Annotated in this window: 16 protein-coding genes; 5 read left to right on the top strand and 11 right to left on the bottom strand. The window is 50.0% G+C overall.

Annotated elements, in window-relative coordinates:
* Positions 1-20: 20 nt before the first annotated feature.
* Positions 21-986: a Kelch repeat-containing protein gene (locus tag LQ777_RS16450; protein WP_232559021.1), complete on the top strand. Its 966-nt coding sequence runs from the start codon at positions 21-23 to the stop codon at positions 984-986.
* 71 nt (positions 987-1057) lie between these two features.
* Here the strand turns inward: LQ777_RS16450 and LQ777_RS16445 are convergent, their stop codons facing one another.
* Positions 1058-2659 (bottom strand): catalase, encoded by a 1602-nt coding sequence (locus tag LQ777_RS16445; RefSeq protein ID WP_232559020.1) that lies wholly within the window; start codon positions 2657-2659, stop codon positions 1058-1060.
* A gap of 216 nt (positions 2660-2875) precedes the next feature.
* A complete protein-coding gene (locus tag LQ777_RS16440) occupies positions 2876-3481 on the bottom strand; it encodes a 2,3-bisphosphoglycerate-dependent phosphoglycerate mutase (protein WP_232559019.1) in 606 nt (201 codons plus the stop codon).
* A gap of 193 nt (positions 3482-3674) precedes the next feature.
* On the opposite strand from LQ777_RS16440, the gene LQ777_RS16435 reads away from it, so the two are divergent.
* Positions 3675-4673: a type I glyceraldehyde-3-phosphate dehydrogenase gene (locus LQ777_RS16435; RefSeq protein ID WP_232559018.1), complete on the top strand. Its 999-nt coding sequence runs from the start codon at positions 3675-3677 to the stop codon at positions 4671-4673.
* Positions 4674-4791: 118 nt separating this feature from the next.
* On the opposite strand, the gene LQ777_RS16430 is transcribed toward LQ777_RS16435, so the two are convergent.
* Positions 4792-5835 (bottom strand): endonuclease/exonuclease/phosphatase family protein, encoded by a 1044-nt coding sequence (locus LQ777_RS16430; RefSeq protein WP_232559017.1) that lies wholly within the window; start codon positions 5833-5835, stop codon positions 4792-4794.
* A 306-nt stretch (positions 5836-6141) separates the two neighbouring features.
* On the opposite strand from LQ777_RS16430, the gene LQ777_RS16425 reads away from it, so the two are divergent.
* Positions 6142-6921, top strand: coding sequence for a ThuA domain-containing protein (locus tag LQ777_RS16425; RefSeq protein ID WP_232559016.1), 780 nt, complete (start codon positions 6142-6144; stop codon positions 6919-6921).
* A 47-nt stretch (positions 6922-6968) separates the two neighbouring features.
* A complete protein-coding gene (locus LQ777_RS16420; RefSeq protein WP_232559015.1) occupies positions 6969-8810 on the top strand; it encodes a glycoside hydrolase family 9 protein in 1842 nt (613 codons plus the stop codon).
* Between the two features lie 55 nt (positions 8811-8865).
* Here LQ777_RS16420 and LQ777_RS16415 read toward each other — a convergent pair whose 3' ends face one another.
* From LQ777_RS16415 to pdxH, 8 genes are all read right to left on the bottom strand, one after another.
* On the bottom strand, positions 8866-10110 hold the full coding sequence (locus LQ777_RS16415) for an AlbA family DNA-binding domain-containing protein (protein WP_232559014.1): 1245 nt from the start codon (positions 10108-10110) through the stop codon (positions 8866-8868).
* A gap of 81 nt (positions 10111-10191) precedes the next feature.
* Complete coding sequence (locus LQ777_RS16410) at positions 10192-11592, bottom strand: PQQ-dependent sugar dehydrogenase (RefSeq protein ID WP_232559013.1); 1401 nt, start codon at positions 11590-11592, stop codon at positions 10192-10194.
* A gap of 325 nt (positions 11593-11917) precedes the next feature.
* The gene (locus tag LQ777_RS16405; protein ID WP_232559012.1) at positions 11918-12208 is read right to left on the bottom strand and encodes a protealysin inhibitor emfourin; all 291 of its coding nucleotides are present in this window, start codon (positions 12206-12208) and stop codon (positions 11918-11920) included.
* A 30-nt stretch (positions 12209-12238) separates the two neighbouring features.
* Entirely contained in the window at positions 12239-13273 is a 1035-nt protein-coding gene (locus LQ777_RS16400; RefSeq protein ID WP_232559011.1) for a M4 family metallopeptidase, read from the bottom strand.
* Between the two features lie 218 nt (positions 13274-13491).
* On the bottom strand, positions 13492-15387 hold the full coding sequence (acs, locus tag LQ777_RS16395) for an acetate--CoA ligase (RefSeq protein WP_232559010.1): 1896 nt from the start codon (positions 15385-15387) through the stop codon (positions 13492-13494).
* Positions 15388-15475: 88 nt separating this feature from the next.
* Complete coding sequence (locus tag LQ777_RS16390) at positions 15476-15697, bottom strand: DUF6814 family protein (protein WP_232559009.1); 222 nt, start codon at positions 15695-15697, stop codon at positions 15476-15478.
* 236 nt (positions 15698-15933) lie between these two features.
* The gene (locus tag LQ777_RS16385; RefSeq protein WP_232559008.1) at positions 15934-17499 is read right to left on the bottom strand and encodes an MFS transporter; all 1566 of its coding nucleotides are present in this window, start codon (positions 17497-17499) and stop codon (positions 15934-15936) included.
* A gap of 129 nt (positions 17500-17628) precedes the next feature.
* Positions 17629-18270: a pyridoxamine 5'-phosphate oxidase gene (gene pdxH / locus LQ777_RS16380; protein ID WP_232559007.1), complete on the bottom strand. Its 642-nt coding sequence runs from the start codon at positions 18268-18270 to the stop codon at positions 17629-17631.
* A 95-nt stretch (positions 18271-18365) separates the two neighbouring features.
* Here pdxH and LQ777_RS16375 point away from each other — a divergent pair, with 95 nt between their 5' ends.
* Positions 18366-20573, top strand: a complete 2208-nt coding sequence (locus LQ777_RS16375) for a DUF349 domain-containing protein (protein ID WP_232559006.1) — start codon at positions 18366-18368, stop codon at positions 20571-20573.
* Positions 20574-20576: the final 3 nt, after the last annotated feature.

Genomic DNA, 20576 nt, shown 5'->3' with positions numbered 1-20576 from the left:
GAATAATTCTACAACCGCTTATGAATCGATATTTGCTCTATTGCTTTGGTCTAATGGCCGTTGGTACGAGTGCCTACGCACAGGAGTGGCAACCGGTTACTACGCAGAATACCTGCGAGAAACGCCACGAGAATGCAGCTGCACTGGTCGGCGACAGCCTGTACGCGTTAGGCGGTCGGGGCATGAAACCACTCGAAGCCCTCAATCTGAAAACGATGGTCTGGAAGCGGCTGCCGACCCCGCCGGTTGAGATGAACCATTTTCAGGCGATCAATTACAACGGTGAAATTTACGTGATGGGTGCGTTTGAAGGAAAATACCCGCATGAAACCCCGATTCCGAATATATACATCTACAGTCCCAAACAGGGCGAATGGCGGAAAGGTCCCGAAATTCCCAAAGAGCGGCTGCGTGGATCGGCGGGTATTGTAGTCTATAAAGACAAGATTTACATGGCCTGTGGCATCATCGATGGCCATTACGATGGTCACGTTGCCTGGCTGGACGAATATGATCCGAAGACAAACACCTGGAAACGACTGGCTGACGCGCCCCGCACGCGCGATCACATTGCCGCAGCGGTCGTCGGGGATAAATTGTACCTGGCCGGTGGACGCAACTCAACCGCGCGTATCAACAAAGTGCTCGAAACGACCATTGCCGAAGTAGACGTGTACGATTTTAAAACGGGCCGTTGGGAAACCCTGCCCGCTACCTCCAACATTCCGACTCAGCGAGCGGGTGGCACGGCAGTAACGCAGGGTGGCAAAGTATGGGTAATCGGTGGCGAAACTACGCAGTTGCTGGCGCACAACGAGGCCGAAGTGCTGGACCCTAAAACAAACCGCTGGACAGCGGGACCGAAGCTAAAGGAAGGTCGTCATGGAACGCAGGCTGTCGTGTACAAAGACAACATTTACATCATTGCCGGTTCCGCCAATCACGGTGGAGGACCAGAGTTAAACACAGTCGAAGTACTGAAATAAATACTTTTTGTACTAAACAGAAAGAGCCCTCGTGTATGAGGGCTCTTTCTGTTTAGACGCTGGGTCTAAGTTTAATAAGGCTGCGCTTCCTGTGAATCTTCGGTAGCCTGACGTACCCCTTCGGCTTGGGTCTCTGCCAAAACGGGTTGTTCGCTGTTACCTTGCCGTAGACCTTCGGCAACCCGGCGACCGTAATCTTCATCACATTTTGTGAACAACTCGATCATCTTGTCCTGTACAATCTTATGCGCCGGTTTCAGGGTGCTCACCAGGTTATTAATCAGGTCGTCGCGCTCCCAGTCTTCGTGCAACCGGTAACGTTCGCCCGCTTGCTTGAAGTCGTTCGTCCGTTCCAGTTTCTGCCGGACCAGATTACCCGCCACGTACGGGGTATGGTCTGGGCCAACTTTCTGCGATTCCTTCAAACCACCTAATGATGATGGCTCGTAGTTCACGTGCGGGTTTTGACCCGGAGCAGCATCGACCATGAACGTCATCTGACCGTCACGCTGATTAGTGGCAACCCGTTTCTTCGGCGCGTTAATAGGCAGTTGTAGGTAGTTAGGACCAACCCGGTACCGTTGCGTATCGGAATACGATAAGGTACGTCCCTGAAGCATCTTGTCGTCCGAGAAGTCAAGGCCATCCACCAGAACGCCCGTTCCGAAGGCCGCTTGTTCTACTTCCGCAAAATAGTTGACGGGGTTTTTATCCAGCACCATCCGGCCAACGGGCAGGAAGGGAAATTGATCGGTTGGCCACAGCTTGGTGTCATCCAGCGGATCAAAATCAAGTTCCGGATGATCGTCGTCGCTCATAATCTGAACAAACAATTCCCACTCTGGGAAGTCGCCCCGCTCGATAGCATCGTAAAGATCCTGAGTCGCGTGGTTAAAGTTCTTACCCTGAATCTGCTCGGCTTGCTCCTGCGTTAGGTTTTTGATGCCTTGCTTTGGCTCCCAATGGTATTTCACCAGGACGCCTTCGCCCGCATCGTTCACCCACTTGTAGGTATTTACCCCCGATCCCTGCATCTGCCGGTAGTTGGCCGGTATACCCCAAGGCGAAAACAGGAACGTAATCATGTGCATTGCTTCCGGCGTATTGCTGATAAAATCAAAAATACGCTCACCATCCTGCCGGTTCGTTACTGGATCGGGCTTAAAAGCATGAACAAGATCCGGGAACTTCATCGCATCGCGGATAAAGAACACTTTCAGGTTGTTGCCCACCAAATCCCAGTTGCCGTCTTCTGTGTAGAATTTCACCGCAAAGCCGCGTGGATCACGCAGGGTTTCGGGCGAGTGACCACCGTGAATAACCGACGAGAACCGTACGAAAACGGGTGTTTTCTTGCCCTTCTGCTGGAACAGTTTTGCCCGGGTGTATTTAGAAACGGGTTCGTCACCGGCTGTACCGTAGGCTTCAAAATAGCCATGCGCGCCAGCCCCACGAGCGTGTACGACACGCTCTGGAATCCGCTCCCGATCGAAATGAGTGATCTTTTCGATGAACTGATAGTTTTCCAGCGTGGTTGGCCCACGACTCCCGACCGTACGGACGCTCTGGTTATTGCTAATCGGATGCCCCTGGCGAGTGGTTAAGGTCTGGTCATCTTGAGAAGACTGACCGTTTGTTTGATGACCGTTACCGTTCTGGTTTTGTGTTTCCATTGTTCAAAAGGCTAAACGTTGTCTTTCTGTCTACTTAACCATTAGACTTTGCTTGGTGTTTAGGTAAGAAGGAAAATTTAAGCCACCTTCTACCCACCATCTCTTAATTTTTCTCGGCTTGATGGCGTAGTCGTTTCTCAGATTAATTAGTGAAAAACAGTGTGCTATCGTAAGCAAGCGTACTGTCTGATCACGAGGGTGTGGTTGTGTACAGTGTTATTTTGGTCGTAACACGAACGCGCCCGTTGCTGGGTCGAAAGTATACTGCCGTGGAATACCCGTAGCCAACTCGACTTTCTCGATCGATTCGGGGCTGATCGCTTCCAGCCTCATCAGCAGTGCGCGTAAACTATTGCCGTGGGCCGCAACCAACACATTCTTTTCAGCTTGAAGACACGGCAAAATTGTAGACTCGAAATAAGGAACGACGCGGTTGTAGGTATCGGATAAGCTCTCGCCGTTGGGTGGTTGGTCGGCATAGCCGCGTCGCCATCGAAACACCTGCTCTGCTCCAAACCGTTCTTCTGCTTCATGCTTGTTCATGCCCTGCAAATCACCGTACATGCGTTCATTGAGGGCCGCGCTGCGTTCGATGGGGATGTCTGTCTGGCCGATCTCGTGCAGGATAATGTCCATCGTTTCAATGGCCCGTTGCAGAACGGAGGTAAACCCTCTATCGAAGTGGTCTGCTTTAAGCAGGGTTCCGGCTTCGCGGGCTTCATGACGACCCAACTCGGTTAGGGGAGTATCTACGCTACCGGTAAACCGATTTTCGAGGTTCCATTGCGATTGTCCGTGTCGGACGATGACGAATAAAGCCATAAGGTGGGTGTCTGCTGGTATTAATCATGACTACCTAAAACGCATAAGTGTTTGCCCAAATAAGGATTATAAAATCATTAACCGGGTTTTTGAAACAGCAATTTGTTTTCGAGTGTTGTCAAAATGAGTACGCGTACTCAGTAAACAGCTGTTCTGCTGAAGGACGGCAAGTTCCTTTTTTATCAACCTCACTATGAACAAAATAGCTTTATTCGGCTTCGGTCGAATTGGTCGCACGGTTCTTCGGGTTGCTCTCCGCGACAACCTCTTCACACCAGTCGCTATCGCCGACATCAAAGACGAGCCTACGTTGGCTGCCCTTTTCTCGGTAGACACCAACTATGGTCGCTGGCCTGAGCCGGTCAGTGGCACGGAAGGTCATCTTAAGATCGGTGATCAGGATATTCCTTATTACAACTCCGCTAAAGAAATTCCCGACTGGGGCTCGTTAGGCGTTGATCTGGTGATCGACTGCACAGGCCGGGCTACGGTTCGTTCGATAGCACAGGCGCACATTGACCGGGGTGCAAAACGCGTGTTGGTTAGTGCTGCCAGCAAATCGCTGGACGACTGCGACGCCGTACTATTGAAAGGAATCAACCTGGATACGTTTGATCCAGAGAAGCATAAAATTATCAGCATGGCCAGCTGTACGACCAATGCGTTGGCGGCTGTTGTGAAAGTGATCAAAGATAACTTCGGCATCAAATCGGGACTGTTCTCGACGGTACACGCGTACACAAATACGCAATCACTGACCGACCAGCCGATGAAAGACCGTCGTGATTCGTGGGCCGCTGCCGAAAATGTGATTCCATCGTCGTCGGGTGCGGCTAAGGCACTGAAGTTTATCTGGCCGGACCTGCAAATTACGGGTAAAGCGTACCGCGTGCCGGTGCGGACGGGCAGTATTGCCGAACTGAACCTGTTGACCGAAAAAGAGTGTACGGTCGAAGAAGTAAACGAAGCCTTCCGGAAAGCGGCTAAGGAGGAACCTTTAAAAGGTGTTATGGACGTGCTGGAAGGCGAGTGGGCTTCTAATCGCATCGTTGCTGACCCGCACACCTCAATTGTCGATTTGCCGCTGACTGCCAAGCAGGGTGACTTGCTGTCGGTTGCGGCCTGGTACGATAACGAGTGGGGCTATGCAACCCGTTTAGCCGAAGTTGCCGCCCATCTGGCGTCTAAATAAAGCAGTAAGATAGTGCATAAATAGACGATAGAAGTCAAATGCCATATCTTGGAGATATGGCATTTGACTTCTATCGTCTATTTATCTTAGGAGTAGCCACAAAAAAAATCTAAAAAATCTATCTGATTTTCAAATCAACGACAACGGCGCGATGGTCCGAACCGGACTGGTCAATGGTTCGGAACAGCAATGGCGTGAATCCATTGTTGACAAAGGCGTGATCGATGGGAATCTTGATGAGCGGAAAAAAGCTCGGCCAGGTCGGTTGCGTCTTGACACGCCGGGCTGCGGTTAGCTGACCGTTGCTGGTGGTACGGTTTGACGATGCGTCGGTTGGTTGGAATATTTCGTCGTAAATCGGCGAGAAAATACTGATGTTGAAGTCACCGATCAAAACCGTTGGTGTGGCATTGGTTCGCGCTTTACGTGCGGCATACGCTAACTGCTTATTCCGTTCGCGAAACCAGGTCGGAACGAGCGGTGTACGTGGATGAACGGTCAACAACGTAACCTTCCGACCGCGTACCTGCGTCGTCAGCGAAATGATGCGAAGCCGACGAGCCAACGCCTGATCAACCTGGAACGGGGTTCGGCTTCCCACCAGCGTCCAGACTCCGCCTTTCGAATAGCAGGCAAACCAGTACGGAAATTCATTTTTTACCTTATCCGTTACCAGACGAATGGTAGCGGGTGTCATTTCCTGCAACACAAACAGATCGGAGCGGTACTGGTGTAGCATAGCGACCGTTGTTACATACTCCTCCCGCGCGTACAGAACGTTGGCGTGAAATACGCGGACATCGCCGGTAGGGGCTGGAATAGGCGTATCGTAATCACCCACCACCCAAGGCGTTTCGTTGATGTAAATTGTACTGACCAGTAACGCGACGGACAGACCCGGCAGGAACAGCGTGGCCATTTTTCGGTAAACAAGCCCGTAGATTGCCCACAAGCCCAAAAAGCCATACGATAGCCACTGATATTGAACAGCGAAGTGACTGAACAATTCCAGAAAATAGTAGCGCCCGAAAACGCGCCCTATTAGCGAACACGCGAAGAGAGAAATGGATAAAAAAGCCAGCCAGCGACCAACCCGTCGTGCGTGGAAGAAAGAAGAAGCAACCTTATGCCGGGAAATTTTTGACGATGTGGGGGCAATCATACTGCAATAAGAGTCAACACCTGAAACTAGTGTAGGATAGTAGCTGCCGAATCAAGCAGGCCGTTCGGAGCTGTTCGTAAAGTAAATCGGCTAGGGTCAGGAGTGAAATTCTTATCAAAGATACGTAAAAATAGGCCGAGCGGCTTGTATAGAGCACAGTGATAGCCAGAAACCGGTAGAACTTCGCTCGATCACTTACCATAAATTCGGTAATCTGATCAATTTGTAGCTTTTTTGTGTGCTGACACGCTTGTTTAGTTTCTGTTGTGCAGCGCCGAACAAATCACCTGGAATTTCTAGAAAAGCATGAATAAGCGAGTTATTGCGCGCACCAGTTTGCTGGTCCTTCTATTCGTCTGCTATGGGATTGTAACGTTCGCCCAGTCCAGGAAACCGGTGTTTAGGGTGGTTGCTATGACAGAGGCCGGTGGGGTTCATGCGCCTTTTGTGGCTGCTGCCAAGGAATGGTTGAAACAACTGGCTGACGAAAACAAGTTTACGGTCGATTACATCGAAAATGCGGAACCGATTAATGACGCGTTTTTGGCGAAATATCAGTTGTTTATTCAGTTGAATTATCCGCCGTACGCGTGGAGCGATGCGGCAAAAGCGGCCTTTCAGAAATACATCACCGAAGGCAAAGGGGGCTGGATTGGATTTCACCACGCTACCCTGCTGGGCGAATTTGACGGTTACCCGATGTGGCCCTGGTTTTCGGAGTTTATGGGCGGTATCCGGTATAAAAACTACATCGCCAGTTTCGCTAAGGCAACGGTACATGTCGAAGCGACAAACCATCCTTGTATGAAAGGCGTACCCGCAACGTTCGACGTTCAGAAAGAGGAATGGTACACCTACAATAAAAGTCCCCGACCCAATGTCAATGTACTGGCTACGGTTGATGAATCGACGTATTCGCCTGATTCGGAGATCAAAATGGGGGGCGATCACCCGGTTGTCTGGTCCAACGAGCACATGAAAGCTCGCAACGTGTATATTTTCATGGGCCATCACCCCAATCTTTTCGAAAATAAGGCGTTTGTGACGATTTTTCGGAATGCTGTTTTCTGGGGAGCTGGAAAATAAATAACAACGAATGGCGTGCTTACCAAGCGTCGAACTTATCCTCTACCATGTCTGGACAAGTACTTCGAAAGAGCATACTGGCTCTTTTTTTTCAACTTTCTTTTTTACTACAGGCGCAATCGATCAAGGTACTAACCAATCAGGTTGGTTACGAAGGAAGTAAGGCAAAACGGGCTATTGTCATTGCGGATCAGCAGCTTTCTATTCCCGATTTTCAACTCGTCAATACCGAGACGGGGAAGGTTGCTTATTCGGGAAAAACCGCGTTTAGTGGTCCCGTCAATACGTGGAAAAACTGGCGTTTCTGGACCATTGATTTCTCGCCCTACACCACCGAAGGAAAATATCGAGTGCAGGTTACGGCCTCGGGCAAGCCGATTTCGTCGTACCCGTTTGTGATCGGTAAAAATGTGCTGGAACAGCAGACGCTGTCCGATGTGATTTATTACTTCAAAGGGCAGCGCAGTTCGGGTCTGCTCGACAAAGCCGATCATCACTTAACATTGGCCGGACGACCTGCCGATACGCTCGACGTACACGGCGGTTGGTACGACGCCACCGGCGACTACGGTAAACACCTTTCGCACCTGACGTTCTCATCATACTTCAATCCGCAACAAATCTCGCTGACCGCCTGGAGTTTGTTTAAGACGCACGAGCATCTGTTGAAACGGCCCGGAACCGATTTTCGGCAGTACCTGCGTCGATTGCTGGACGAAGCGATGTACGGGGCTGATTATCTGGTTCGTGTGCAGGCAAAGGACGGCTCGTTTTATCGCTCGGTAAAAGCGCCCGGCCCCGGTAAGCTGGCGAAAGATCGGGTGATTCAGGCGGAAGATAAGGCGTATCGCATCAAGCAAACCAAAGATCAAACGCTGACCAGTGCCGCCGACGAAACCAACTGGCGCAGCTATCAGGTCAGTTATCGGTCGGGTGGGGGCGTGGCTATTGCCGCTTTGGCGATGGCGTCGACCTATGCTAATGATAGGGTCGGTGACTACAGCCCGACGGCTTACCTGAAAGCGGCTGAAAGCGCGTTTGCCTTTCTCGAAAAAAACAACGTAGCGATGACCAACGACGGCAAAGAAAACATCGTTGATGATTATTGCGCGCTGAGTGCCGCTACGGAGTTATACAAGGCTACCAAGAAAGATGTGTATAAACAAGCTGCCGATAAGCGGGCGCAACAACTCGTCAATCGACTCGCTACGTGGAAAAATTACCGGGATTACTGGCGGGCTGATGATCAGGATCGGCCCTTTTTCCACCCCTCAGATGCCGGTTTGCCGTTGGTCAGTCTGCTGTATTATTATCCACTAGCTTCGACCGAGAAACAAAAGGACATCAAAGAAACCGTCAGGCGATCAATGACCTACGAAATGGCTGTAACGAACGAAGTCAACAATCCGTTTGGCTACAGTCGGCAGTTGGTGCAGGACACGCTCGGCAGTCGGCGCACAACATTCTTTTTTCCACACGGTAGCGAAGCCTCGCCCTGGTGGCAGGGTGAAAATGCGCGGCTGGGTTCAATGGCGACGGCCGCTCGTTTGGCCGCTACGCTGTTCACCGACGATAAACCGATGCGGGACCGTCTGGACCGCTTTGCACTTGATCAACTGAACTGGATACTCGGCCTGAATCCCTACGATGCCAGCATGTTGCAAGGTGCTGGACATAACAATCCGGCCTACGGATTCTTTGGGACGTTTGAATACACCAATGCGCCCGGCGGTATTGTCAACGGCATCACGTCGGGGATAGCCAACGAAGACGATATCGATTTCAACCTATCGTATAAAATGACCGGGAAAGACGCCGACTGGCGGTGGGCTGAACAATGGCTTCCTCATGCGGCCTGGTACATGATGGCCGTCATGCTGAACGAGTAAAAACAAAAGCCGCCGGTTGATTGTATAATAAGGTTGTTAATTTGTATGATTCGTTTTAGGAGTTATATTCATTTAAATATTCGACGAACGGCTCTAATAAAACAAACCGATCGACCTTGTTATAGGTAATTTCATAAACTAAACCGTAATTTTCTAGTATCCTTAGCTTATTACGCAAGTAAGTATGGTCTTCATAATAATACATAAAAATGTCATTATTGTGATCGTGATTATATATCCAATGTTTACTAAATAGAATAAATTCTCGTATAAATGGTTGATCTACCAAGTCAGCTCTCATCTCTGACAATAATTCTGGAATAAGTCTTTGAATATTTACAAAGGCTTGCTTTAAACTTTCGTTAGAAGTCGTAACGATAGGTTTGTTAATACTCTTTCGAGAGGTATCTATTTTAGATACTGCTTTTTCAATCGATTCAAGAGCTTGTACGATTTTTTTGTCAGGAGTGCTACCTATGGTTATGGGCGGGGTTGCATTATTAACGCCTATTTTACGCTCCTCGTAATATTTGTTACTGAGAATATCATAGTACTCAATCTGTAAGGTAATATTATCGCCAAATTTTTCATTTGAATCGGCAAATAGAGAGACATCAAAATAAAAAGGGTTGTTGCGATCTATCAAAGTAATTGCTATTGGGAAATCCTTTTCTCGGCCTTCCATTCTTTTTGGTAGAGGAAATATTTGAATGCTTATATTAATTGCTGATGCATCTGTTAAAGCTACAATGCCTAGCTGAAGCACTTGTTCATTACTTGGTTTAAGTCGAAAAAGGTGAGTTAGCTTTGGTTTTGATTGATACCTTTTAGCTCTAATAGCTTCAACTATAAAATTCCGAGCCGGATCAGTATGAACACCAGCTCTAATGTAGTACTTCCCATCTGACATATGAGGGCCAGTGTAACTCTCATGTATGTATACAATCAAGACTGCGCAGTCTTTATCAATAGTTCCTCGGTTCTTTGAATCAAAAATCAATTTTCTTTCATATAGTGGAGTGGGCTCTACAAGTTGATAAATCATCTTATCGATCCAGTCTATCGTTGGTAATCGTCCAATTTTGATTGGTATTCCTCCATCGACATTACCTGTTTTTTCATCTATACCAATGATAAAATAGCCGCCACCAGAATTTGCAAATCCTGAAACAGCTTTTCCTAGTTTATTTGCTAAAGAGTCTAGATTATTTTTAAGGTTACTAGACTTAAATTCAAAGTATTCGGTCTCGGTAGTAGGAATCTGATCTAATGCTATATTATTGATATCATTTTTTATCATGAGCTTAATTTATAGAGGTTATCCTTATTAGAAAATTAGAGCCGCTGGTTCATCATATCCGGCGGCTCTTTATTGAATATTTTATTGATTCACGGGAAGTAGTCGGAAAATGTAACCGGGCTCTTCGACCGAGACATACAGGTAGCCGTCCGGCCCTTGCTTGATGTTCCGAAGGCGACCAACATTCTTCAGCAGATTTTCCTGCTTGACAACCTTTTTGCCGTCCATCACGCAGCGGTTCAAATACTGAAATCGCAGAGAGCCAATCAGTAGATTACCTTTCCAGGCGGGGTACTTCGGACTATCGACAAAGGCGAAACCCGACGGCGCAATGGACGGAAGCCAGTACGTGAGTGGCTGCTCCATGCCTTCTTTAGCGGTGAGGTTGGTAATCGGTTTTCCATCGTAGTTGATGCCGTAGCAAATCACTGGCCAGCCGTAGTTGGCTCCTTTCTTGATAATGTTCAACTCGTCACCCCCGCGTGGCCCGTGCTCGTTCGTCCAGATTTCGCCGGTGACCGGGTGTTTGAGCATTCCCTGCGGGTTGCGATGGCCGTAGGAATAGATAGAGCCACTGGCGCTTTTATCCTTGACAAATGGATTGTCTTCGGGAATGCGACCATCATCGTACAGCCGGTGAACTTTGCCCAGATCGTTTGCGATGGATTGCGGATTTTCTTTTTCATTACCCCGCTCACCAACCGAAACAAACAGATAGCCTTTGTTGTCAAATGCCATGCGGGAGCCGTAATGATGACGCGTTTTTGAGTAGGGGAGCGCCGTGAAAATAACCTTCTGATCGGTCAGGGTAGTGCCGTTCAGTCTGGCCCGCATCACGGCAGTGGTCGAAAGCTTCTGATCACCTTCGTTTTTTACGGCTGAATACGAAAAGTAAACGAGCTGATTTTTAGCGAAATCCGGATGCAGGACGACATCCAGCAAACCGCCCTGACCTTCGGCTAACACGGTTGGCCCGCCGGTTACCTTCGTTTTTTGCGCGTCTTTTTCGATCCGGTATATGTCGCCGGAGCGGGTACTTACCAGCATGTCGCCACCGGGCAGGAACGCCAGTCCCCAGGGCGATCCTAAGCCGGTTGCTACCGTGTCAAGTTTAACGGTCTGTCCTTCTGAGGCAAACACATTCGAGGTCGGCTTACTGGCGAATTTGTATTGATCGACGTTTTTTAGGCTTTCTCGAATCAGGTCCGCCAGCTCATCGATCTCCGTTGCGTTCAGCGACGGTTTCCAGGAGGGCATACCCAAATCCGGATAACCTTCCGAAATACTTTTGACCAGATCGCTTTTCTCGTTGCCGTGTTTCCATTTTCGGTCAACGAACGCTTCTACTTTTTCGCCGTGACACGAAGAACAATAGGTTTGGTAGTTTTCTCTGGCCGTTTTCGCCGTTGGTTTTTGCTTGGTAAGAAAGCTACTCAGCAAAAACACCGAAACGAAAGCCGTACCAACAGTAAATTTGAGCATAGTGATCGGTTTGGATGGCGCGAACTTAGGTTTGTTCGTGGTTATAAAAGCAGCCAATCCGGTTTGCTTACCCGGCCAATGGCGTAGGGCTTTTAAACGAGCTAGCTAAAACAGAGCCCGAACCTTGCTTGCGGATTGGCAGGTATCGTCGGGACGCCCGCCGGGTTCTTAAAACCGACACCACTGCCGAGACCGGTGACGTCAGGTTTAAGAACCTGACGTCACAACTTTTCTCGCTTGACCACCTGGTGTTACAAAAAAAACGCCGGGTATTTTGGTCCGGCGTTTTCAACAGTAAAATCAGCAGTAAGATGAAGCGCTGGTATCACGGTTTTCCCGTACGTTGTTGCAGAAAGTGAATTAAAGGCTGAACGTCGTCGGGTAGGTTGAGATCGTCGAATGTTAGGCTGACTTTCTTGCGACCCTCCTGTAAATTAAGTTTGTACTGATAGCCATCGCGAAGGGTTTTGTTCGCTGACTTAGACTTGTAAGCCGTCGGGTCGGCCAAAACCGTATCGACCACCTTCTGAAGATCAGCAGGTAAATCGGTTGTCTGAAGTTCCGTTTGCGCTATCTGAGGAAATAAACCCCCTTCGCGCGAATACACCAGTTTCATAAGCCTGCCTGTCGAAGCCGTGTTTATGCACTACAAACCAACGGCTTCAAACGCTTGTTTGACGGTTGTTTCGGTATCGGCCGGTAGGCTGCCCGCCTTGGCTAGTTTCTTGGCTTGCTTGAGCACCGCCGTTTTAAAGCTTTTAAAATTAGTAGTTGGCTTCAGCGTTTTGAGCGTTTCAAACCAGAGCAAAGCCGCTTTGTCCGTTTCGATACCAACCGAAACCAAATAAAAGATTTTGTTCGGAATGCCGCTATTGATATGGACACCGCCATTATCCTGCGAACCCTTGTAGATATTGTCCATGTGGGCGGGTTGCGGATCTTTGCCCATCAACTTATTGTCGTAGGCCGTACCGGGCGCTTTCATAGAGCGTAGGGCCTGCCCCTTGAGCGTTGGTCCCATAATCTCGTCGCCAATAAGCCAGTCGGCGGTCGCTGCGGTCTCCTTCTTGGCAATTTGTTTGATCACAGAACCAAACACGTCGGCGTAATGCTCGTTGAGTGCGCCCGATTGTCCCTGATAATTTAAACCTGCCGTGTACTGAACAACACCGTGCGTCAGCTCGTGAGCCGTAACATCGATAGCGTTCGCCAGATTGATAAACACCTCACCGTCGCCGTCGCCAAAGGTCATTTCATCACCATCCCAAAACGCGTTGGCGTACGCTTTGCCAAAATGTACGTTCAGGACCAGGTCCGCTCCGTGGTTGTCTACGGACAGGTAATTGAACGTGTCTTTGTAGTAGCTTCGAACCGCCCCGGTATTTTCGTAAACCGTGTTGACAATTGGATCGGCTGACGCGGCTCCGCCCTCTTTTCGTACGAGCAGCAGGCGCTGGTTCTGCGTGGTCTTTGAATCGTAGACAAGACGATCGGCATTCTTCGTGGGTGGTGCGACAAGTGCGGATTCGCTACTCCGTAAGGCAAGCTGTTCGGCGCGTCGTGCCCGAAACGAGCGGTTGATTGTTTTGTCCTGAGACGAAATATCAACGCCTGCTTTTTTGAGTTCATCGACTACGAACGGTGGAATAATGTGGCAGTGGCAACGATGCTGGCTTTTCATAAGACGACTACGTTTGACGGATGGTAGGGAGGTAACTGGAAAGCCTCAGATCGGTCTGGTAGGGCTTTAATACAATAGCGGAAATAGCCTTGATTTGTTACGTCCCGTTCCACTTTTTATTAACTATTTAGTCGGCAACATGCTTTTGGCTGGAAACACCAGCTAGTAAAAAAGGCCGGACGCTTTCGCCCGGCCTTTCTTTGTACACACAGTCTGGATTATAACGCGCCTGTTTTGATCTCATCGACCACGGAGGGATCGAGCAGCGTTGTTGTGTCGCCGAGGTTGTTGGTATCGCCTTCGGCAATCTTTCGAAGAATTCGGCGCATAATCTTGCCGGAACGCGTCTTGGGCAGGCCCGTCACGAATTGAATCTTGTCGGGTTTCGCGATGGGTCCGATCACGCGGCTAACGGTAGCCAGAATATCGCGTTTGGTTAGGTCGGCGTCGTGATCGGATGGTTGCTGATCGGTGATGACATAGGCGTAAATGCCTTGTCCTTTGATGTCGTGCGGATACCCGACTACGGCACTTTCAACAACACCCGTGTGCATGTTGATCGCGTTTTCGACCTCGGCGGTACCAATGCGGTGACCCGATACGTTCAACACATCATCCACGCGGCCCGTAATGCGGTAGTAACCGTCTTCGTCGCGCAGGCAACCGTCACCCGTGAAGTACAGACCCGGATAAGCCGAGAAGTACGTCTGGCGGCAGCGTTCGTGGTCGCCGTAGGTTGTTCGTAAGATACCCGGCCAGGGAAATTTCATGCACAGGTTACCACTTACGCCGTTACCCTCGATCTCGATGCCGTTCTCATCTACCAGAATAGGCTGAACACCGGGCAGCGGTAGCGTGGCATACGTAGGCTTTGTCTTGGTAAGACCCGCCAGCGGTGAAATCAGAATACCGCCCGTTTCGGTTTGCCACCAGGTATCGACAATCGGGCAGCGATTTTTGCCGATGTTGTCGTCGTACCAATGCCAGGCTTCTTCGTTGATGGGTTCGCCCACTGACCCTAATACCTGCAAACTGCTTAGGTCGTGATTGTCTACTTTCTCCAGACCAAAGCTCATCAGCGACCGGATGGCGGTAGGAGCCGTATACAGAATGTTGATCTTATGCTTATCGGTGATATCCCAGAAACGACCGTAGTCCGGGTAAGTCGGCGTTCCTTCGAAAATCACGGAAGTGGCCCCACAAGCCAGCGGTCCGTAGACGATGTAGCTGTGTCCTGTAATCCAGCCGATGTCTGCCGTACAGAAATGAACCTGCCCCGGCTCATACTGGAACACATTCTGAAAGGTATACGCAGCGTATACCATGTAGCCTCCGCAGGTATGCACGACGCCTTTTGGCTTACCGGTTGAGCCCGACGTGTACAGAATGAACAGCATATCTTCGGCGTCCATTTCCTCGGCTGGGCAGTCGGCGGTGACTTGCTTGATTTCCTGTTCCCACCACACATCGCGGCCTTTCAGCATGGATACCGGCGTGCGGGTCCGCGTCATAACGATGACACGCTGTACGCTTGGGCAGGCAATGAGAGCGTCGTCTACCGTACTTTTAAGCGGAATTTCTTTGTTCCCCCGGTACGCGCCGTCGGCAGTAACCACTACTTTGCATTGGGCGTCGTTGATCCGGTCGGCAATGCTCTGCGCTGAAAAGCCGCCAAAGACAACCGAATGCACCGCACCGATACGGGCGCAGGCTAATACGGCAATCGCGAGTTCGGGTACCATCGGCATGTAGATACACACCCGGTCGCCCTTAACGACACCGTTGCGTTTGAGTACGTTGGCAAACCGGCATACCTGATCGTGAAGCATCCGATAGGTAAGCGTAACGCTGGCTTCGGCAGGGTCATTGGGTTCCCAAATGATGGCCGGCTGGTCGCCCAGCGTAGGTAAGTGTCGGTCGAGGCAGTTTTCGGTAATGTTCAGCTTACCACCAATGAACCACTTTACGTTTGGTTCGGTAAAATTCCATTGCAGTGTTTTGGTCCAGGGTTTGCGCCACTGAAAATGCTGCGCAATTTCGGCCCAGAATTCCTCAGGGTCGTCAACACTTTTCTGATAAGCTGTCTGGTACTCGTCAAAGGTTCGGATACGCATAATTAATTCGTGATTAGGCGAATTAGCAATTGAGTGAATTATAAGTATGCTCCGGCAAAGCTATTCACTCCCTGAATTAATCGCTAATTCACTCCTTAGAATTATATTCTCCGTCAAAAGCGTATTTGCCGAACAATATTAGCCCGCCAACGACAATCGGAACCAGTACGCAAAGGATCACCCAGCCAAAAACACGGTCTTCCAGCTTGTCACTGGCAATTTTAGCCAGGCTGTCGATGGTGCGGTCATAACCGACGTAAGCACCCAGCAATATCCAAACGATACCGAGGTATTTTTTGACGAGATTCATATTGATAGATTAGTTAAACGCTCACAAAGTGAATGATAGAATCGTTAAAGGGTGGTAAGCAAGTATGAGGATTGAAGCACTGAGCCGTCGCCGTCGTGCGGTCAGGTTCTTCAATCTGACCTGTGCGGTTTCCCAATCCGATGCCCTTCTATGGTGGTGTCGGTTTTGAGAACCGCGCGGGTTGCCCTGCCGACACCACATTGCTGGCTTTACAAGCTAAGTCAGGAACTGCCCATTCACTCGTTCGCTTTTTCATTCTTGGACAAATAAAACGCACCGATGACGAAACACACGGCGGCTATCAGTATCGGGTACCAAAGTCCTTCGAGGTACGGCTTCTCAACGGAACCAGGAACCGCTTCGTTTGCTTTTGTGGCCGTGGCTACCAAAGCCGTGGCAATGAAAGGAGTAAGGCCACCAAATATGCCATTGCCGATATGATAAGGCAGCGACATCGATGTGTAACGAATGCGGGTAGGGAACAACTCGACCAGGAAAGCGGCAATCGGGCCGTATACCATAGCCACGTAAAGCACCTGAATAAACACCAGGGCAATCATCAGCCACAAGCTGCGCGAGGGTAGAAGAATAGCTTTGCTTACTTCGGGTTTAATGGTGGGGGCTGAGGGTTTGCGGCTTGTTATAGTTTTTTCAATGTCTTGAGCCACTAATCCGTCGCCGTAATAATGAGAAGTCGTCATCGTTGTGAGCAGATCCCCATTCGGTTGGGCGGCTGATTTGCGGCTGATTGTACGAGCGTCCACAATTTCCTGACGTGTACTCAAATCCGCCAGATTGTAGAGTTTATCGTAGATCGGGCGGTAGGTGAGAACGCCCAAAAGCATACCCGCCAGCATGATGGGTTTACGTCCAATGCGATCCGACAGACTTCCGAAAATGACGAAGAACGGGGTAGCACCGAGCAGCGCAACGGCTACAATAACATTCGATTGAACGAACTCGATGTTACAGGCTTTCTGAATAAACGAGAGTGCGTAAAATTGGCCGGTGTACCAGATGACCCCTTGGCCAGCCGTCGCGCCGAACAAAGCCAGCAGCACCATTTTTAGATTCTGCTTCTTTCCAAAACTTTCGGCCAGCGGGTTCGTTGATGTCTTCCCCTCTGATTTGAGCTTGGCGAATAATGGTGATTCAGCCATCCGCAGTCGAATAATAATCGAAACGCCAACCAGCAGAATAGACACCAGAAAAGGTACGCGCCAGCCCCATTCGCCGAATGTTTCGACGCCAAGCGTTTGTCGGGTGATCAGAATGACACCCAGTGACACAAAAAGCCCCAGCGTGGCGGTCGTCTGGATAAAACTGGTGTAAAAGCCCCGTCGGCCTTCGGGGGCGTATTCCGCTACGTAGGTCGCGGCACCCCCGTATTCTCCGCCAAGGGCGAGTCCTTGGATCAGACGGAGCAGTAATACCAGCAGCGGAGCCCAGAAACCGATTGTTGCGTAACCTGGTACGAGCCCGATGGCAAACGTGGACCCGCCCATCAGAACGAGCGTCACCAGAAACGTATACTTGCGACCGACAAGGTCCCCCAATCGCCCAAAAACCAACGCTCCGAACGGGCGGACAACAAATCCAGCCGCGAACGTCGCCAGGGTTGATAGAAGCGCAGCCGTTGGGTTATCTTTCGGGAAAAACTGCGAGGAGAGAATAGCGGCTAAGCTCCCGAAAATGTAAAAATCATACCATTCGATAAGCGTACCGACTGATGAGGCTGAAATGACACTAAACAGCGTTCGGTTCGAAACGGCCTGTTGAGCTTTGGCTTTTTTGCCGACCATAGACAAGAGTGGGAAGAAATCTTGCCCTGTAAAGCAGCCAAAGTCTCACATTTACCGTATCGTTTTACGACTTAAATCGTCCGCTGGCCACTGTTTTTTTGGTTAGAATAGGCATGTGCGACAAACTCACTAGGGCGCTAATCGTTCGATGAGCCAGTTGTCGGCTTCTTTCCGATAGCGTATCCGGTCGTGGAGTCGGCTAGGGCGTCCCTGCCAAAATTCAATTGCATCGGGAACGACCCGAAAGCCACCCCAATGGGGCGGGCGGGGTACTGGCTTATCGGCAAATTGTGCTTCGAGTTCCTGCTGTCGGGCTTCCAGTACGGCCCGGTTTTCAATTACCGAACTTTGGTGTGATACCCAGGCACCAATCTGGCTTCCGCGTGGTCGGCTGTTAAAATAGGCATCTGATTCTTCGGGACTTACCTTTTCTACCCGTCCTTCGATGCGAATCTGGCGTTCGAGTTCTTGGTAAAAAAAAGTTAGCGTAGCAAAGGGATGATTAGTAAGTTCGTGCCCTTTCCGGCTTTCATAATTTGTGTAAAAGACAAACCCCGCTTCTGATACATCTTTGAGTAAGACAATCCGCCCGTCAGGACGTCCTTCGGCAGTAACGGTGCTTACATACATCGCGTTAGGCTCCGGGACACCCGCTGCAAGGGCGGCATTGAACCATACTTGAAACTGGGCAACGGGGTCTGGTGAAACATCGACCACGTCTAAACCGTTTAGCGTATATTCTTTACGTAAATCACTGATTGTTGACGGCATACTGCTGAGTTTGTTTAACGGCTTTTCAACGGCTGGAATACAGGAAAATCCGCATATTGTCGTACTTTTGCAAAAGTAATCGGTACGTTCCCAACATGGCAAACCAAGAACAGGAAATTAACCAGCAACCGGACACCACGAATCAGGCTACCGGCGACCTGGCAGTTAATACACCCGAAGACACCACGACGCAACCTAACCAGGCAGTCGAGGGCACGGAAACTACGCCCGAACCGGCGGAGACTTCACCGGCTCCAACGGCTGAAACCCAGCCGGACGCAACGGGTGCTGCGGATATACAAGAATCACCCGCCGACGCTCCCGCTGCCGAGTCCGAATCAGAGGGTGCGGCCAGCGAGGCTTCTGCATCGGCTGCCGAACCGCAGGATGCCCAGCAGGCTACGTTGGAGACCGTCGCAGAAAAGACAGAGAAGCCTACAGCTGAAGCCACTCCTGAATCGACAGGGGATGTTGCCGAGCAGTATGCCGATGTACCGGATACGGACGACGAAGCAGCGGCTCCTTCGGTTGATTATAGCCAGTTCTCGAAGCAGGACTTCGTTGATCTGCTGGAATCACAATTGGCAGTGACTAGTTCAGCGGCTGTAACCCCCGGCGATTTCAAGAAAGCCGATCAGGTGCTCAAGGAAGTTAAGCCATTGTTCGACCAGATGAAGCGGGCCGAACGGGAAGCTGCGTTGCAGAGCTACGTTGCTGAAACGGGTGCTGAAGAAGGCTTCGAGTATAAATTCGACGAAACGATTCAGCGGTTCGATGATCTGTATAAGCAGATCAAGAGCCAGAAAAATACGTACTTCCAGAATCTGGACAAAGCCAAAGACACCAACTTTGCGGCCAAAACAGACTTGCTGACGCGGTTGCGTGAGCTGGTTGAAACCGACGAAAACAACGCTGGTGATCCAAAAATAAGCTGGAACGAGTTTAAAAAAATTCAGGACGAGTGGAAAGCCGCCGGGAACATGAACTCCCCGCACAACGCAACGTTGTGGGCTACCTACCACGCGCTCGTTGATCGCTACTATAGCAACCGGAATATTTATTTCGAGTTGAAAGAACTGGATCGGAAGCGCAATGCGGCTCTGAAATCCGAGGTAATCGAGAAAGTAGAAGGCATGGCGAAAGCCGCCGAAGAAACACCGGTAACCCGGCAGACGATTGACGAAGCCAATGCTCTGTTTGAAGAATACAAGCATATCGGTCCGGCACCCAAGGCAGAACAGGAAGTATTGTGGGGTCGTATGAAAGCTGCTCTGGACGTATTGTACGACAAACGTCGGGACCAAACCAACGAGCAACGGAAAGAATCGGCTCAGCTCTACGAAGAGAAATCGGCGATCTACGAAGAACTGATACCGCTGACTTCGTTTACATCCAACAGTATCAACGACTGGAACGATAAGACGAAGACAGTTATGGCGCTTCAGGATCGCTGGAACGCGATCAAAGGGCCGATGCCGCGTGAAGAAGGCAAGGAGCTGAGCAAAAAGTTCTGGGCGTCGTTGAAAACGTTCTTCCACAACAAAGGCGAATTCTTCAAGCAACTGGAAAGCAAGCGGGAGGAAAACCTGCGGGCCAAAACTGAACTCTGTGAGCAGGTAGAATCAATTCTGGCTTCGGGGGAGGAATCACCAGAAGCTACACAGACCGTAATCGAACTGCAACGTCAGTGGAAGAATATTGGTCAGGTGCCGGAAAAGCAAAAGAATTCCATCTTCGACCGCTTCAAAGCAGCCTGTGACGCTTTCTTTAACAAAAAGCGCTCGAAGAATCAGGAAACGGAACGCGAGTTTGAAGCGAACCTGACTAAGAAAATTGCCCTGATTGAGCGGATCGAAGCAGCTGCCAATGAAAATGCAGACCTATCGGAGTTGAATGATTTCAAAAAAGAGTGGAATGGCATTGGTTTTGTCCCCAAGAAGGACATGCAGGCTACGCAAAAGCGCTATATCAACGCCGTAAATGCGTTGGTAGGTGCTACGGGTAAGATTCCGGCGAAAGACAAAGAACGGGTGATGCTTCAGAATGAAGCCGAAGTAACTCGTGCTGGTGGCCGTGACTTCAACCGGGGTGAGCGTGATGGCGGAGGCAACAAACGTGAAAACGATATTCGCCGTCGAATTACAGCGATTGAAAATGATATTGCTACGTACCGGAATAACATCGAATTCTTCGCCCGCTCGAAGAACGCCGATAAATTACGGGCTGATATTGACAAAAAGATCGCCGATGCTGAAAAGCAACTCGATGAACTACGTCATCAACTGAAAGTAGCACAAGCCTAGTAA

Source organism: Spirosoma oryzicola, from assembly GCF_021233055.1.
In the GTDB taxonomy this organism is placed as follows: Bacteria; Bacteroidota; Bacteroidia; order Cytophagales; family Spirosomataceae; genus Spirosoma; species Spirosoma oryzicola.
The sequence above is the reverse complement of the archived record's forward strand: the minus strand, read 5'-3'. Positions and strand labels throughout refer to the sequence as shown.

Coding starts and splice junctions, on each gene's coding strand:
- LQ777_RS16450 (WP_232559021.1), top strand. CDS start 21: ATGAATCGATATTTGCTCTATTGCTTTGGTCTAATGGCCGTTGGTACG.
- LQ777_RS16445 (WP_232559020.1), bottom strand. CDS start 2,659: ATGGAAACACAAAACCAGAACGGTAACGGTCATCAAACAAACGGTCAG.
- LQ777_RS16440 (WP_232559019.1), bottom strand. CDS start 3,481: ATGGCTTTATTCGTCATCGTCCGACACGGACAATCGCAATGGAACCTC.
- LQ777_RS16435 (WP_232559018.1), top strand. CDS start 3,675: ATGAACAAAATAGCTTTATTCGGCTTCGGTCGAATTGGTCGCACGGTT.
- LQ777_RS16430 (WP_232559017.1), bottom strand. CDS start 5,835: ATGATTGCCCCCACATCGTCAAAAATTTCCCGGCATAAGGTTGCTTCT.
- LQ777_RS16425 (WP_232559016.1), top strand. CDS start 6,142: ATGAATAAGCGAGTTATTGCGCGCACCAGTTTGCTGGTCCTTCTATTC.
- LQ777_RS16420 (WP_232559015.1), top strand. CDS start 6,969: ATGTCTGGACAAGTACTTCGAAAGAGCATACTGGCTCTTTTTTTTCAA.
- LQ777_RS16415 (WP_232559014.1), bottom strand. CDS start 10,110: ATGATAAAAAATGATATCAATAATATAGCATTAGATCAGATTCCTACT.
- LQ777_RS16410 (WP_232559013.1), bottom strand. CDS start 11,592: ATGCTCAAATTTACTGTTGGTACGGCTTTCGTTTCGGTGTTTTTGCTG.
- LQ777_RS16405 (WP_232559012.1), bottom strand. CDS start 12,208: ATGAAACTGGTGTATTCGCGCGAAGGGGGTTTATTTCCTCAGATAGCG.
- LQ777_RS16400 (WP_232559011.1), bottom strand. CDS start 13,273: ATGAAAAGCCAGCATCGTTGCCACTGCCACATTATTCCACCGTTCGTA.
- acs (WP_232559010.1), bottom strand. CDS start 15,387: ATGCGTATCCGAACCTTTGACGAGTACCAGACAGCTTATCAGAAAAGT.
- LQ777_RS16390 (WP_232559009.1), bottom strand. CDS start 15,697: ATGAATCTCGTCAAAAAATACCTCGGTATCGTTTGGATATTGCTGGGT.
- LQ777_RS16385 (WP_232559008.1), bottom strand. CDS start 17,499: ATGGTCGGCAAAAAAGCCAAAGCTCAACAGGCCGTTTCGAACCGAACG.
- pdxH (WP_232559007.1), bottom strand. CDS start 18,270: ATGCCGTCAACAATCAGTGATTTACGTAAAGAATATACGCTAAACGGT.
- LQ777_RS16375 (WP_232559006.1), top strand. CDS start 18,366: ATGGCAAACCAAGAACAGGAAATTAACCAGCAACCGGACACCACGAAT.